Below are 14,645 nucleotides of genomic sequence, written 5' to 3'. Positions count from 1 at the left end.
GGCTGAGGTAGCGGGCTTCGGCGTCCGCGTTGATGATCGAGTTGGAGACGATGCTCATGCAGTTCTGCCTCGAAACAAGCGGCCGCCCGTAGGAGACCGGTATCCGGTGAATAAGGGGTGATCCCGAAGGATCGAGTCTCAGACTAAAGGCTGGGACAGGGGGTCGAAGCGTCGGGAGTGAGACTTGTTCACATCGGTCAACAGTGACCGCTGTGAGCTCGCTCCGTTGGATTCGGCTGAGGCATTCTGCGCTGACCATGGCCGGGGAGTTTTGCCCGGGTAACAGTTCTTCATGGCTGATTTGTTGCGCAGAAAAGTACTGGCATAACTACGATCTGCGACTTCGCTCGGGATGCGTCTTAGACGCACAAAATGATCCCGAGGAAGCTGTACTTCACCGGGATCGAATGAGAACAACCGTCGCGAATGTGGCGGTTGTTTGTCACTGAAATGGGCCGTACGGCTTAGATCGCCTCGCTCGAGGAGGGATTCATGCCGGCGTTTCCGCTGTACAGCGATGCTGTCCGCTGAATTGTGGCCTGTGGAACCCCTGAGCTGGTGTTCATGCCATCAACGCGAGGCACCGCTGTGCCGATGCGATCTGCCAGCAATTCGGTCACCGCAGCACCATGGCCTGCCTGGGCTCGTGTGATCAGGAAGCGGCTGGTCTCAGCAGGTGTGGTCGCTCGTCCCAGCAGGGCTAAACCAGCAGCGGAAGCGGCCCGAAGCGGTGCCATCAGGGAGATCCGGTTCTGGAACGCCTCGCTCATCGCCACTTCAGCGATGAAATCAGCCAGGTCGATGTCCTGATTGCGCAGACGTGACTCCGCGCTGATCAGACGCTCACTTCCAGTGGGGACACGGTTGAGCAGCTGCTTGTAAGTCGCATCGAGAACCGTCTGCAGCTCATCTTCGCTGCAAGGCTGTTTCAGCTCAAGCATCGCGGGAAGTCCACCCCGCAAGCGGAACCCTGAAGCCCCTTCCGTGACAAGGGCCATTCCCATGCGTGGGAGTGCCTGTCCACTCCGCGCGTTGGAAGAAATGAGCTCAACGCTCCAAGTGCGACCACCGATGCTGGTCGGCGTTGAGTTGCTGGCTCGACGCATTGGGAAGCCAGTCTTGTTGGATGCAAGACCTTGTCGACGCACCACCGACAGCCAACTGGGCCCCGCGGCGTTTGCGTTGGTTGTTGTCGTGAAGTCTTGGCTGGTTGCTTTTTGCGTGTCAGGCAGGTTGCGTGGTGTTACATCGCCACTGCTGAGGAATGCTTCGGATCGCTGGGTTTCAGGACGGCTGCCAAGGGTCAGATCAGCGGCAGCTTCAATCTTGAGAGGACGTGACCAGCCGGGAGCCCGGCGAGCAGTCACATCACCGGGTGTGATGAAACGTTCGTAGGGGACTGTGTCGGCTCCAAACGCTTGGCTGTATTCCTTGCTGTCGATCAGTGCGTCCACCACTCCATAGAAACCGTGTCGTGCGGCTGTATCGAAAAGGGCATCGATTTCCCAGCGTCCGAAGGTGGGTCGGCCAAGCAAACGGCGATGCATCACTTCGATCGCCTTCACGATGTAGAGGCCGCTCCAGTAGCGGCGTCGGAAAGCATCGGATTTGGCGACGGCCCGAACAAAATCCTTGAGCGGAATATCCCCGTTTTCGAGGCGGGCTTCATCAGAGCTCATTCGCTCTCCCGCATAGCCGCCGTTGCCTAGCACTTGCACGTAAACCGCCTTGATCACGGCTTGGGTGCTGGCCTCAGTCGTGCGCACGCTGGGCTGACCACCACGGCCTGGATTCACAGTGCCACCTGTGGCGATCTGCTGAAGTCGCATGACGCGCGGACCACTCTTGCGTGGGCGGCTCTTGCGGAAACTGTCGCTGTCCAGCTGGCCGGGGCTGTTGAGCCCATTGCTCACGAGCAGGCGGCGGCTGTCGTAGCCGTAGGGGGCCGGTCGGGTGGCCACTGAAGCTGTGCCGCTCGGGAAGATGGCTCCGAATTTGTTGGCCACCGGATCATTGCCACCGCCGTAGACGTGCTGGTCGGCAAACGGTTGGCGGTAGGAGGCGTAGAGGGTGACGTATTGCGGTGCGCCATCGAAGGGGGCGCTGAAGTTGAAGAGCTTTCGGTTGGATCCCCAGCCGGCGCTTTCCTGGGCTTCCGTGCCGAGATCCCGCAGGTAGGGAACTGTTTCTTCACCAAAGGCCTGGGCGTATTCCGAGGAATTCACCAGTACATCCACGAGGCCATTGAGGCCCTGGTCACTGAGGATGGCGAACGACTTTCGGAATTCCTCGAGGGAGCTGATGCCCCGTCCGAGGAAGTGGCGATAGGCCAGTTCCACAACACGGCTGTTGACGAAACCGTCGTGGAACTGCTGGCGATATTCCTTGCTGCGGCCGAGGGCGCGAACGAATTCGCGCATCGAGATCTGGCCTTGGGCGACCGCGCTGGCTTTGTCTACGCAGGGGGTCTGGGAGTAACCCTTGGCGATGTCGCGCTCAAACACCTGGCGGTAAGCGGCGCGAATGATTTCTGCTTTTTCTGCTCCGGAGAGGCCCGGCCGCATCTCAAAAAGCTGGCGGCCTTCTGAGGCAAGGGCGTAGATCGCCGGGAGTTGTAAACCTTGTTGAACTGCACTCCCCTGCCGCTGCTTGGTGCTGGGGGTGGGTATGGCCAGCTCCTGCAACAGCACGTTGAAGCAGTCGATGGTCATCTGACGGGCTTCAGGACGGTCCCGTAGCAGTTCGGCGGAGGCTGCCCGCATCTCCTGAAGGGCCACGTTGGTGGCAGCCAGGGAGCAATTTTCCAGAAGGATGTCCCGCAGGCCGCGGGTGTTCACCGCGAGGATGCTGGGGTCACCAGCCACCAGGGCGTAACCCACATAACGCAGGAACCAGCCCATATCGCGCACCGACTTGCGCATGAACGCCGGGCCGTACTTGGCCACACTGATGGCGTTGAAGCCTGTCGGAAGCACCACACGAATATCAGCATCCCCACCGGCTCCTTCCAAAAGACGGGTCAGAAAGTTGCCTCTCTTTGTGCTGCCGCTGTCGCCGGTGAAGGTGCGTACCGACTGTTCAAAGGCGGCTTGGTCTGCTGCGAGTGGTGTGCCCCCCTGACCACTACTGCGTCCGGTCTCGCCCGTTGTTAGCGGCGATTCAAGGAAGGAGAGGGGCGTGCCCCCCACAAAAATTCTGTTGGCGGCGCGGGCCACGATGGCCTCGGCATTCGCCGCAATGATCCTGGACGCCTCGATCCGGTCTTGACCAGTCCGGAAGAAGGTCACAAGGCTGTTCAGTTCCCCGTTGTCAGGGAAACGATCCTGCTGCTCTGCCTGACGGACGCTGGAGAGCGGCAGCGTGTCGAACAGTTGGGGAGACACGCGCGGGCTGCCGCTGCTGGCGGTCACTGTCATCGACGAAAGCAAGCCGGATCGCGCCACGTTACGGCTGTCGGGATGGTGCTCCGCGGCCCCATGAACAAATGTTTGCAGGCCCTGCGGTGTCGGAGTGTCTCGCTGGGTGTGACGTGAAAAGCTCGCAGGCGCCGAATCTGCACTCCATGGCCGACCCAAAGCCCAGTGATGCTGCGACCCCCGTGGTGAGTGCGTTCTATGACCGCTTCCCTTTCCCGGGGGACCCGCTTCAGGACGGACCGCCCCCGGGATACAACTGGCGGTGGTGTCACCGCAGCGTTCTGGCCGCAGTCCACGGGCGGATCCCATCTGGGATGGAGCGGCCGCGGATTCTTGATGCCGGCTGTGGCACCGGCGTCAGCACTGACTATCTCTGCCATCTCAATCCGGGTGCGGATGTGCTCGGGGTGGATATCAGTGATGGGGCCCTGGCGGTGGCGCAGGAACGGTGTCAGCGCTCCGGGGCGGCCCAGCAGGTGACCTCCCTGCGTCAGGAGCAGCGCAGTCTTCTGGATCTCGCTGACGAAGGACCCTTCGACTACATCAATTCGGTGGGGGTGTTGCACCACCTGGATCAGCCGGAAGCGGGCCTGCGCGCTTTAAGCGGTTTGTTGGCCCCCCATGGTTTGCTCCATCTCTTTCTTTATGCCGATGCAGGGCGCTGGGAGATTCACCGGACCCAGAAAGCTCTCACTCTTCTGCAGGCCGGTACCGGGGCGGAGGGGCTGCGCCTTGGTAGGGATCTCTTCGACACCCTGCCCGAAACCAATCGTCTCGCCCGTCATCACCGTGAACGCTGGGCCGTGGACTGTGCTGCGGATGCCAACTTCGCGGACATGTATCTGCATCCGCAGGAGACCAGCTACAACCTCGAGCGGCTGTTCCAATACATCGCCACGGCAGGCCTGCATTTCGCCGGCTTCTCGAATCCGGAGGTCTGGGATCCGGCACGCCTGTTGAACGGTGAGTTGTTGGAGCGTGCCCAAGCGTTGCCCCTTCCTCAGCAATGGGAGCTTGTGGAGCAGCTGGATCCCGACATCAGCCACTTCGAGTTTTTCCTTTCTGCCCAGCCGATCGAACCGGCAGTGCTGAGCGATGAGGCCTTGCTGCAGTCCCATGGCTTGCGCCAGCCCTGCCTCTGGGGGGAGCCGGATCCGATTCTTGGCACCAATATGGAACCGCTGCAGCTGTCGAATGAGGAGCGGGAGTTGCTGCAGAGGCTGCAGGAACAGCCCGCTCCTCCGCTGGGAACCCTGGCTCAGCCCGCTGTCATTCGCTCCTTGGTGGATCGGCGGCTGGTGCTGCTGAAGGCTTAAGGAAATACGCGTGATAGATTCCGCGCGCCATTTCAGGCAGCGCTTGGAGGATTTCTACCGTCTTCAGCGTCGTCTGCTGTTGGCCACCGTTCTGGTGTCCGTAGTCACGATTCCGATCGTGGCTCTCACCATGAACCTTTCGGTGGCTGGCAGTGTTTTTGTGGGCTCCTGCGCCGGACTTTTGTACGTGCGCTTGCTTGCCCGCAGTGTGGCCCGGCTCAGTGACCAGTCCCGTGGACTGGGGCGTTTTCAGCTCATCGTTCCAACCTTGCTTGTGGTTGGTTCGGCCAAGCTGCCCCAGCTCGATCTGTTGCCGGCTTTCCTGGGATTCCTTCTCTACAAGCCCGCCCTGATTCTTCAGCACGTTTTCGACGACCGCTGAAGCTGAGCACTTTTCTCTGCACCCATGGCTTTGCTGCCCCTACCACTTCCGTTCGCTGAACTGGAAGTGGGCCACCACCTGTATTGGCAGATCGGCGATCTGTACCTCCATGGCCAGGTTTTCCTGAGCTCTTGGATCCTGATTGGCATCCTGCTTGCCCTGGTGCTGGCTGGCACCCGCAACATGCAGCGCGACCCTTTGGGGCTGCAGAACCTGATGGAGTTCCTCTGGAACTTCATCCGCGACATCGCCCGCGACAACATCGGCGAGAAGTACTACCGCGATTGGCTGCCATTCATCGGCACCTTGTTCCTGTTCATCTTTGTGAGCAACTGGGGCGGTGCCCTGATCCCTTGGAAGATCTTCGAACTACCAGAGGGTGAACTCGGCGCTCCCACGGCAGACATCAACACCACGGTGGCGATGGCTCTGCTGGTGTCGCTGGCGTACTTCTATGCCGGCTTGAGCCGCAAGGGTTTGCGTTTCTTCGAGCTGTACGTGGAGCCGACTCCAATCATGCTCCCGTTCAAGATCATCGAGGAATTCACTAAGCCTCTTTCGCTCTCGTTCCGTTTGTTCGGCAACATCCTCGCCGACGAATTGGCGGTGGGTGTGCTGGTCTACCTGGTTCCGCTTTTAGTGCCTCTCCCCGTGATGCTGCTTGGCCTGTTCACCAGTGCCATTCAGGCTTTGATCTTTGCGACCCTCACCGCTTTCTACATCGGTGAAGGTCTTCACGAAGCCCACTAAACGCCCCCTTTTCTTTCGCCTTTTATCGGCGATCTGCTAAACACATCCGCGCGCAGGTCCGGCAATGCACCCGGGCCCATTCCTTCGGGAATGTCCCTGCGCGGGGGGAACCGATCCCCAAGACCATTCCGTACAGCGCTTACCAGCGCTTCCCCTTACACCACTCAAAATGGATTCCATCACCTCCGCCGCTTCCGTTGTGGCCGCTGGCCTGGCAGTCGGCCTCGCCGCCATCGGCCCTGGTATCGGTCAGGGCACCGCGTCCGGCGGCGCTGTTGAGGGCATCGCCCGTCAGCCCGAAGCCGAAGGCAAGATCCGCGGCACCCTGCTGCTGTCCCTGGCGTTCATGGAATCGCTGACCATCTACGGCCTGGTGGTGGCTCTGGTGCTCTTGTTCGCCAACCCCTTCGCCGGCTGATCAGTGCCGGGGGATCTCTGATCCCCCCTTCTGAACTCCTTGTTTCGATTCCTTTCCAGCGCACCTTTCCATGACCTGGCTTCTGCTCGCTGAAGCAGGTGTTCCGGAGGGAGGTCTTTTCGACCTCGATGCCACCCTTCCGCTGATGGCGGTTCAGGTGGTTCTCCTCACCTTCCTGCTCAATGTTCTCTTCTTCCGTCCGGTCGGCAAGGTCGTGGAAGATCGTGAGGGCTACATCTCCACCAGTCGTGCTGACGCCAAGCAGAAGCTTGCCCAGGTTGAAAGCCTGGAAGCTGATCTGGCTGAACAGCTGAAAGGTGCCCGTCAGGCCGCTCAGGCCGTGATCGTTGAGGCGGAACAAGAAGTCGATCGGCTTTACCGCGAAGCACTGGCCCAGGCGGAAGCTGAAGCCAACCGCACGAAAGAGGAAAGCCGTCGCGCCATCGAGGCCGAGCGTGAATCCGCCCGTACCCAATTGAAGGGTCAGGTGGATCAGCTGAGCACCACGATCATCAACCGTTTGCTGACCGCGTGATGACTCTCAATTTCAATCCGCTTGAGACCAATCTGGTCAACCTGGTCATTGTGATCGGTGTCCTGGTTTGGTTCCTACGTGGGTTCCTGGGAGGAATCCTGGAACGCCGCCGCGCTGACATTCTTCAGGACCTGCAGGATGCTGAGTCCCGCCTGAAGACTGCCAGCGAAAACCTGAGCAAGGCCCAGTCCGAATTGGCTGCTGCCCAGCAGAAAGCCGAAAAGATTCGTGCCGATGGTCAGGCCCGCGCCGCAGGTATCCGTGCCGAAGGCGAGAAGCGGACCATCTCCGTGATGGCTGCCATCAAGGCCGGTGCCGATGCTGATGCTGAGGCTGATGCCGCTCGAATCAAAGACAGCCTTCGTCGTGAGGCCGCTCTTGCTTCGATCGACAAGGTTCTTGCCGAACTACCCGGCCGTCTCGATGCCAAAGCTCAGGCCAAGTTGATCGATTCCACCATCAAAAATCTGGAGAACGCCTGATGCCTCTCCTTAACTCCCTGGCCACCCCTTACGCCGAAGCATTGCTTCAGGTGACAGAGGCCCGTGGCGAGTCTGAAACCGTTGCGGATCAATGCAAGCAACTGCTTGAGATCTGGAACGATTCCGCGGACTTCCGTGACGCCATGGTGTCTCCGGTTCTTGAGCCCGACGCCAAAAAGAAAGCTCTCAAAGCTCTTGTTGGTGAGGATGTCACTCCTTCAGTTTTCAATTTGCTGAAGGTGCTGGCTGATCGCCAACGTCTCATTGCTTTTGATGCGGTCATGCTCCGCTACCTCGAGCTCTACCGCGAACAGCAAGGCATCACGCTGGCCCAGGTCCGTTCTGCTCAAAGCCTCACCGAGGATCAACAGGCGGCACTGTCCAAGAAGGTGCAGGCCATGGCCGGCACCAACAAGGTCGACATCGACCTCAGTGTGGATCCGTCCTTAATTGGCGGCTTCGTCGTGAGTCTCGGATCTCAGGTGATCGACGCCAGCTTGTCTGGCCAGGTTCGTCGCCTTGGTCTGGCACTCGCCAAGGCGAGCTGACCTCACTCTTTCCTCCAACGCTCCTTCCTCCCCAACTCCCACCTGGGATCACACGCCATGGTTTCCATCCGTCCTGACGAGATCAGCGCCATCCTCAAACAGCAAATTGAGGACTATGACAAGTCGGTTTCCGTCAGCAATGTCGGTACCGTTCTGACTGTGGGCGACGGCATCGCCCGCGTCTACGGCCTGCAGCAAGCCATGGCTGGCGAACTCATTGAATTTGAGGACGGCACCGAAGGCATCGCCCTGAACCTCGAAGACGACAACGTCGGCGCGGTGCTGATGGGTGAGGGATACGGCATTCAGGAAGGCAGCACGGTCAAGGCAACAGGCAAGATTGCCTCTGTTCCTGTCGGTGAAGCCCTGCTGGGCCGCGTGGTGAACTCCCTGGGTCGCGCCATCGACGGCAAGGGTGAAATCGCCACCAGCGAAACGCGCCTGATCGAGTCCATGGCGCCCGGCATCATTCAGCGCAAGTCGGTGCACGAGCCGATGCAGACCGGCATCACCGCGATCGACGCAATGATCCCCGTTGGCCGTGGCCAGCGCGAGCTGATCATTGGTGACCGTCAGACCGGTAAAACCGCCATCGCGATCGACACGATCCTGAATCAGTCGGATCAGGACATGATCTGCGTCTACGTCGCGGTGGGGCAAAAGGCTGCCTCCGTGGCCAACGTTGTTGAGGTGCTGCGTGAGCGCGGTGCCCTCGACTACACCGTGATCGTGGCTGCGAACGCTTCTGAGCCTGCTGCACTGCAGTACCTGGCTCCTTACACAGGTGCCACCATCGCCGAGTACTTCATGTACAAGGGCAAGGCCACCTTGGTGATCTACGACGATCTTTCCAAGCAGGCTGCCGCCTATCGCCAGATGTCGCTCTTGCTGCGTCGTCCTCCCGGTCGTGAGGCTTACCCCGGTGACGTCTTCTACTGCCACAGCCGTTTGCTGGAGCGCGCTGCCAAGTTGTCTGACGCGATGGGCAAGGGTTCGATGACCGCTCTGCCGATCATCGAGACTCAGGCCGGCGACGTTTCGGCTTACATCCCCACCAACGTGATTTCAATCACGGACGGACAGATCTTCCTCAGCTCTGACCTGTTCAACTCCGGTCTGCGCCCAGCTATCAACGTTGGTATCTCCGTGAGCCGGGTGGGTGGTGCTGCCCAGACCAAGGCCATCAAAAAGATTGCCGGCACCCTGAAGCTGGAGCTGGCTCAGTTCGACGAGCTGGCTGCCTTCTCGCAGTTCGCCTCTGACCTGGATGCCTCCACCCAGCAGCAGCTCGAGCGTGGCAAGCGCTTGCGTGAACTGCTCAAGCAGCCTCAGTTCAGCCCCCTGATCCTGGCTGAGCAGGTCGCCATCGTTTATGCGGGTGTGAAGGGCCTGATCGATGCCGTCCCCGTCGACAAGGTGGTCGACTTCTCCCGAGAACTTCGTGAGTACCTCAAGTCCAACAAGGCTGAGTTCATCTCCGAAATCCAGGAGAAGAAGGTGATGAGCCCTGAGGCTGAGGCCATCCTCAAGGATGCCATCACCGAAGTCGTGTCCACCATGGTCGCTTCTGCGGCCTGACGGAGCTGCCGAAATGGCGAATCTCAAAGAAATCCGCGACCGAATTAAGTCGGTCAAAAACACCCGCAAGATCACAGAGGCCATGCGCCTCGTGGCTGCGGCCAAGGTGCGCCGCGCCCAGGAGCAAGTGCTCCGCAGCCGTCCCTTCGCGGATCGGCTGGCGCGAATTCTGGAAAATCTCCAGTCCCGCATGCGTTTCGAAGATGCGGCATCTCCCCTGATGCAGCAGCGCGATGTGGAGACCATCACCCTGGTAGCGATCACTGGTGATCGCGGTCTGTGTGGTGGCTACAACGCCAACATCATTAAGCGCACGGAACAGCGTTTCGCTGAACTGAAGGGCAAAGGCTTTGATGTGAAGCTTCTGCTGGTTGGCACAAAAGCCATCGGCTATTTCACCCGTCGCAACTATCCGATCCAGGCCACCTTCTCCGGTCTCGAACAGGTGCCCACCGCCGATGAGGCCAACACGATCTCAACGGATCTTTTGGCTGAATTCCTGGCTGAGAGCACCGATCGAGTGGAGTTGATCTTCACCAAGTTCATCAACCTGGTGAGCTGCAAGCCTGTGGTTCAGACCCTCTTGCCTTTGGATCCTCAAGACATTGCTGATCCGGAGGACGAGATTTTCCGTCTCACCACCAAGGACGGTTTGTTGACAGTTGAGCCAGGTGCTGGTCCTGCCAATACCGAGCCGAAGATTCCTTCGGACATCGTGTTTGAGCAGACCCCTGAACAGTTGCTGAATGCACTTCTTCCTCTGTATCTGCAGAACCAGATGTTGCGTTCACTGCAGGAATCGGCAGCGTCTGAGCTGGCCAGCAGGATGACGGCCATGAACAACGCCAGCGACAACGCCAAGGAATTGGCGAAGACCCTGACGCTGGATTACAACAAGGCCCGTCAGGCTGCGATCACCCAGGAGATCCTGGAAGTGGCAGGTGGTGCCGCCGCGGTCGGCTGATCTTTCCGATCAATCCACCCTTGAAAGCCGGTCCATTGGGCCGGCTTTTTTGTGTCTTCTTGAAGCTGCCGTCTCTCCGACTGGTCAAGGCTCTGCTTGGACAGAGGCCACCACTTCAAGCCTTGTTTACGGTTGAGCTGAGGGGTTTGAGGTTGTCGGCGTGCTTCAGCTGCATCAGCTCTTTCCCACAGTGGTAGGCACAACCCAACTCCCCCTGGACCCACTGCAGCAGGCCGCATGCATGCAGGCTCTGCTGGACGTACGAGGCGAGGCAGAGGGAAACCCCAGCGAGGGCTGCGCCTGGACTGGTGACCTCCATGGTGTGTGGCAGCTCCATCAAGACGACCGCTTTCAGGCCTTGGTGCAACAGGTGAATGATCAGTTGTGGAGCTACCTCGATTCAATTGGGTTCGCCCGAAGCCAAGTCGCCCTGCATCTGCAGCGGTGCTGGCCTGTCATCAGTGACTGGGATCAGGCGGTTGGACGGCACCATCACCCCAATGCTCATCTCAGCGCTGTCCTCTATCTCACCGGCACCGGCTCCGGTGAGGAGGGCGTTTTACGTCTGCATGCATCCCATCAACCGAATGAGTTGGTGGCTGGCTTGGCGGTGGGTTATGGCGGTCCGATTGCACCAAACCATCCTTTGAATCAATCTCATTGGGATCTAGCTCCACGACCAGGTTTGCTCGTGCTTTTCCCTTCGAGTCTTCAGCACAGTGTTTTGCCGAATGCCGACCCGGATGAGCTGCGCTGTTCCATCAGTTTTGATTTTGTTCTGACGGCTCAAGAGCAGGGTGGATCTCCGGAGTACCTCGCACCCCACCCCCGTCATTGGACATCCCTGGATGAGCCCATTGCCTGAGAGAATGCGGCCTCTTCTCCTCTGACACCCGGCATGACCGACGTGGCCACCTACACCGTCCGCGCCGAGTTCGAAGGCGAGATCCGTACCTTTCCCTGCCGCGCCGACCAGACGGTGCTCAATGCAGCGGAAGCTGCTGGCGTCATGATCCCAAGCTCATGCTGCTCCGGGGTCTGCACCACCTGTGCCGCGGTGATCACCCAGGGCAGTGTTGAGCAGCCAGACGCCATGGGCGTGAAAGGGGAGCTGCAGGAGCAGGGCTACAGCCTGTTGTGCGTGGCCTTCCCGCGCGCCGATCTCACCCTTAAAACCGGCCAGGAAGATGCGCTCTATGAAGCCCAGTTCGGGCAATATCAGAAGTGAGGCTGACCAGCCTGCAACGCCAATTCCTCTGGCCCGCTGATGTGCCGCTGGTTGAGCTGCGCAGCTGGATTCGTCAGCAGTTGGCGCCTGAGGGTGATGTGCTGCGTTGGGCCCTCACTGAAGTGCGTCTTGCCCCCGATGGTGGTCGAACCATTCAGGTGGAGGCGGTGATCAGCGCATGAGCTCGGCTCCGATGCCAACGCTGATGCTGGTGCCGACGGGCATTGGTTGTGACATCGGAGGCTATGCGGGTGATGCCCTGCCGTCAGCACGGTTGCTGGCTGCAGCGAGCGGCTGCCTGATCACCCATCCCAATGTGATGAATGGGGCTTCGCTCTATTGGAGCGATCCCCGCGTTCACTATGTGGAGGGCTATGGCCTCGATCGTTTCGCCGTGGGCGAGTGGGCCTTGAGACCGGTGCGGAGGCAACGCATTGGGCTGTTGTTGGATGCCGGGATCGAGCCCGAGCTGGCCCAGCGCCAGATTCAGGTGGCCGAGGGCTGCCGCGCCAGCTTGGGTTTGGATATCGGCCCGGTGATTTCAACGGATGCGCCGCTCGATGTGACGCTGGAGCGCGGTGCCAGTGGTGCCAGCTGGGGACGATTGGGTTCTCCTGATGCCTTGTTGCGGGCTGGTGAACGGTTGAAGCAGGCCGGGGCAACGGCGATCGCCGTGGTGGCCCGCTTCCCGGAGGATCCGGAGAGTGAGGAGCTGGCGGCCTATCGCCAGGGCAGTGGCGTGGACGCTTTGGCCGGCGCTGAAGCGGTGATCAGTCATTTATTGGTGAAGCACCTGGAGATCCCCTGTGCCCACGCGCCAGCCTTGGATCCGTTGCCCCTGGATCCTCAGCTTGATCCAAGGGCAGCAGGTGAAGAGCTCGGCTACACCTTTCTGTCCTGCGTGCTGGTGGGGCTGAGCCGGGCGCCGGATCTCGTGGCCGCTGGGCGACACAGGCCCGGAGACCTCAGTGTCGAGCAATTGGGGGCGGTTGTGGTTCCCGAAGGAGCCCTGGGGGGGGAAGCGGTGTTGGCCTGCGTGGAGTGCAATCTGCCTGTGGTCTGCGTGGCCAATCCATCGGTGCTGTCGGTCACTGCCGATGCCCTTGGCTTGAGCCAGAGCGTTTTTCATGTCAGCAGTTACAGCGAGGCAGCAGGTCTGTTGCTGGCTCTTCGGGAAGGATTGAGTCCGGCGTCTCTGGGCCGCCCACTGCCAGCGTTGCAACGGTTGGACTGATGCCTGGCGGTTTCGGTGGAGCCCTTGATCAGAGTCTTTGTCCCTGTGGGGGTGGTGCTTATCGCAGCTGCTGTGGGCCTATGCATCGCGGCGAACAGCGTGCGGAAACGGCTGAACAGCTGATGCGCTCGAGGTATTCAGCCTTTGTGCATGGGGAAGTGGACTACCTGATGGCCACCCATCCCGAGCCGGATGTTCCAGCGCAGCAGCGGCGCCTTGCCCTGCAGCGGAGTTGTCGCCAGACCCGTTGGCTTGGCTTGACCGTGCTTGCCGTCAGCGCAGGCGGCCCGCGGGATCTGGAGGGAACGGTGCAGTTCGAAGCCCGTTATCGCGGTGGGGTGTTGAAGGAAACCTCTTTGTTCACCCGCCGGGATGGTGATCCGGCGGGTGATTGGCTCTACATCTGCGGCCAGGCGTGAGAGATCACGGTTAGAGCTTGGTTTACAAATTCAGAATGTTGTACGTGCCGGCAACGAAGGCGTGGAAGGAATCCACGTTCTGAGCAAAGTCAGAGATTGTCTTCAGTTCAGCGGAGCTGAGGTTGCCTTTGCCTTCAATGTCAGCGAGGTTTTGCACTGCTTGCTTGAGGTCGCCCCCTGAGCTGGAGAAGGTCTTCCAATCTTCGTAACCCACTGACGACTTGGAAAAGCCATAGCGGCCGTATCGGCTTCGAATGTATTCCCAATTGAGAATGTTGTCGGTGCGCTTCTTCAGCTTTAGGGCGTACATGTTTTGTAGGCCGAGTCCCACCCAGAAGTCGGGATTAATGATGTCGTCTTGGCCCAAGCTGTGCAGTCGAATCGTGCTGGCGCCATGGCCCTGCATCTGGAACCCTTGAATTGTGGAGTCCCATTGCAAATTGGCGTTCTTGTTCAGGCCTGTGATGTAATCATCGCCAACGTGGAAATCGTGAACGACGAGGGTGTCATCAGTGGTTCTGGCGTTCTTTCTGATACGAACCTTGTCTCGCCCCTCCCCCAAGCGGACATAGTCCGTGCCGCCCCCGTGCACAAAGGTGTCGTTGCCATCACCTAGATCTGCACCCAGATGCCCTTTGCCATCAACAACGCGATCTTTTCCTGTGCCTGCAAAAACTGAGTTAAAGCCTTCGGCATTTTTAGAATCAAGGCGATCATTTCCATCGCCAAGGTGAACAATATCTCCATCGTTGTTCTCTTGAACAGTGTTGCCACTCAGGGTCACGCGGTCGTGTCCGCCACCCATGCGGATGATATCTTGGCCTGGCGAATCCGTTAAAACTTCAGAACTGTTGTTGCCGTTGTATCCAGTTGGATTGAGTGTTTCATGGGGTTGCAGTGCCAGCCCTTCATGAATCGAGATCTCACGATTCTTTCCGCCTTTAGAAGCCTGGGCCACTGCTGATGAAGTGGTTCCAGAGCCTTTGCTGGAGGGTGAAATAGCAGCCAATTTAAGGGATAGATTGGTGTTGGCTGTTGTATTGGCGACCGTCGACCCCTTGATCCTGACTGATTTTAAATCAGTGGTGTCTTTTATGTCTGCAAAATGCTTTTCGCCCCATTCTTTCCCGTATGGATTTGTATTGTACGATTTGATTATGCCAGAGTCTGCATCAATGTAATTAAAGGCATTGCCTGCTTGGGCATAGTAATAGGCCTGGGCAACATTGCCTCCATATGTGTTGCCACTGCTGTCTTTGATGAATCCTAGTTGCCCGGAGATGGAAAAATCTCCTTCTACTGTTTGCTGTATGGTTCCTTGATAATAATGCAGCTCCCATTGGTATTCTTCGCCAGGAAAAAGGTCTAATGTAAT

At 59.2% G+C, this 14,645-nt stretch carries 16 protein-coding genes; 14 read left to right on the top strand and 2 right to left on the bottom strand.

What is annotated here, in order from left to right:
* Nucleotides 1-464 precede the first annotated feature (464 nt).
* Nucleotides 465-3,416 carry a phycobilisome rod-core linker polypeptide gene (locus FZZ88_RS06210; protein ID WP_166017792.1) on the bottom strand — a complete coding sequence of 984 codons (2,952 nt, stop codon included), beginning with the start codon at nucleotides 3,414-3,416 and terminating at the stop codon, nucleotides 465-467.
* 146 nt (nucleotides 3,417-3,562) lie between these two features.
* On the opposite strand from FZZ88_RS06210, the gene FZZ88_RS06205 reads away from it, so the two are divergent.
* The 14 genes from FZZ88_RS06205 (at nucleotide 3,563) to FZZ88_RS06140 (ending at nucleotide 13,270) form a co-directional block, all read left to right on the top strand.
* Nucleotides 3,563-4,732, top strand: a complete 1,170-nt coding sequence (locus FZZ88_RS06205) for a bifunctional 2-polyprenyl-6-hydroxyphenol methylase/3-demethylubiquinol 3-O-methyltransferase UbiG (protein WP_166018082.1) — start codon at nucleotides 3,563-3,565, stop codon at nucleotides 4,730-4,732.
* 43 nt (nucleotides 4,733-4,775) lie between these two features.
* Nucleotides 4,776-5,114 carry a hypothetical protein gene (locus FZZ88_RS06200; protein WP_115022430.1) on the top strand — a complete coding sequence of 113 codons (339 nt, stop codon included), beginning with the start codon at nucleotides 4,776-4,778 and terminating at the stop codon, nucleotides 5,112-5,114.
* A gap of 24 nt (nucleotides 5,115-5,138) precedes the next feature.
* Entirely contained in the window at nucleotides 5,139-5,864 is a 726-nt protein-coding gene (gene atpB, locus FZZ88_RS06195) for a F0F1 ATP synthase subunit A (protein WP_115022428.1), read from the top strand.
* A gap of 169 nt (nucleotides 5,865-6,033) precedes the next feature.
* Complete coding sequence (atpE, locus tag FZZ88_RS06190; RefSeq protein ID WP_006851467.1) at nucleotides 6,034-6,282, top strand: ATP synthase F0 subunit C; 249 nt, start codon at nucleotides 6,034-6,036, stop codon at nucleotides 6,280-6,282.
* Between the two features lie 70 nt (nucleotides 6,283-6,352).
* The gene (locus FZZ88_RS06185) at nucleotides 6,353-6,817 is read left to right on the top strand and encodes a F0F1 ATP synthase subunit B' (protein ID WP_166017795.1); all 465 of its coding nucleotides are present in this window, start codon (nucleotides 6,353-6,355) and stop codon (nucleotides 6,815-6,817) included.
* Nucleotides 6,817-7,299, top strand: coding sequence for a F0F1 ATP synthase subunit B (locus FZZ88_RS06180; RefSeq protein ID WP_115022424.1), 483 nt, complete (start codon nucleotides 6,817-6,819; stop codon nucleotides 7,297-7,299). The genes FZZ88_RS06185 and FZZ88_RS06180 overlap by 1 nt, the downstream gene beginning before the upstream one ends.
* Nucleotides 7,299-7,847 (top strand): ATP synthase F1 subunit delta, encoded by a 549-nt coding sequence (atpH, locus tag FZZ88_RS06175; RefSeq protein WP_115022423.1) that lies wholly within the window; start codon nucleotides 7,299-7,301, stop codon nucleotides 7,845-7,847. Before FZZ88_RS06180 ends, atpH begins: the two co-directional genes overlap by 1 nt.
* 57 nt (nucleotides 7,848-7,904) lie before the next feature.
* Nucleotides 7,905-9,425: a F0F1 ATP synthase subunit alpha gene (gene atpA, locus FZZ88_RS06170; RefSeq protein WP_115022421.1), complete on the top strand. Its 1,521-nt coding sequence runs from the start codon at nucleotides 7,905-7,907 to the stop codon at nucleotides 9,423-9,425.
* A 13-nt stretch (nucleotides 9,426-9,438) separates the two neighbouring features.
* Nucleotides 9,439-10,389, top strand: a complete 951-nt coding sequence (locus FZZ88_RS06165) for a F0F1 ATP synthase subunit gamma (RefSeq protein ID WP_115022419.1) — start codon at nucleotides 9,439-9,441, stop codon at nucleotides 10,387-10,389.
* Between the two features lie 160 nt (nucleotides 10,390-10,549).
* On the top strand, nucleotides 10,550-11,254 hold the full coding sequence (locus FZZ88_RS06160; RefSeq protein WP_166017796.1) for a putative 2OG-Fe(II) oxygenase: 705 nt from the start codon (nucleotides 10,550-10,552) through the stop codon (nucleotides 11,252-11,254).
* 33 nt (nucleotides 11,255-11,287) lie between these two features.
* Nucleotides 11,288-11,617: a 2Fe-2S iron-sulfur cluster-binding protein gene (locus FZZ88_RS06155; protein ID WP_166017799.1), complete on the top strand. Its 330-nt coding sequence runs from the start codon at nucleotides 11,288-11,290 to the stop codon at nucleotides 11,615-11,617.
* Complete coding sequence (locus FZZ88_RS06150) at nucleotides 11,614-11,799, top strand: hypothetical protein (protein ID WP_166017801.1); 186 nt, start codon at nucleotides 11,614-11,616, stop codon at nucleotides 11,797-11,799. Before FZZ88_RS06155 ends, FZZ88_RS06150 begins: the two co-directional genes overlap by 4 nt.
* Nucleotides 11,796-12,851, top strand: coding sequence for a DUF3326 domain-containing protein (locus FZZ88_RS06145; protein WP_166017803.1), 1,056 nt, complete (start codon nucleotides 11,796-11,798; stop codon nucleotides 12,849-12,851). The genes FZZ88_RS06150 and FZZ88_RS06145 overlap by 4 nt, the downstream gene beginning before the upstream one ends.
* On the top strand, nucleotides 12,851-13,270 hold the full coding sequence (locus FZZ88_RS06140; protein ID WP_166017805.1) for a YchJ family protein: 420 nt from the start codon (nucleotides 12,851-12,853) through the stop codon (nucleotides 13,268-13,270). Before FZZ88_RS06145 ends, FZZ88_RS06140 begins: the two co-directional genes overlap by 1 nt.
* A 22-nt stretch (nucleotides 13,271-13,292) precedes the next feature.
* Here FZZ88_RS06140 and FZZ88_RS06135 read toward each other — a convergent pair whose 3' ends face one another.
* Nucleotides 13,293-14,228, bottom strand: a complete 936-nt coding sequence (locus FZZ88_RS06135) for a hypothetical protein (protein ID WP_166017807.1) — start codon at nucleotides 14,226-14,228, stop codon at nucleotides 13,293-13,295.
* Between the last annotated feature and the right edge of the window lie 417 nt (nucleotides 14,229-14,645).

This window comes from Synechococcus sp. PH41509 (assembly GCF_020514285.1).
GTDB lineage: Bacteria > Cyanobacteriota > Cyanobacteriia > PCC-6307 > Cyanobiaceae > Parasynechococcus.
This window is presented reverse-complemented; position numbering and strand designations above follow the sequence as displayed.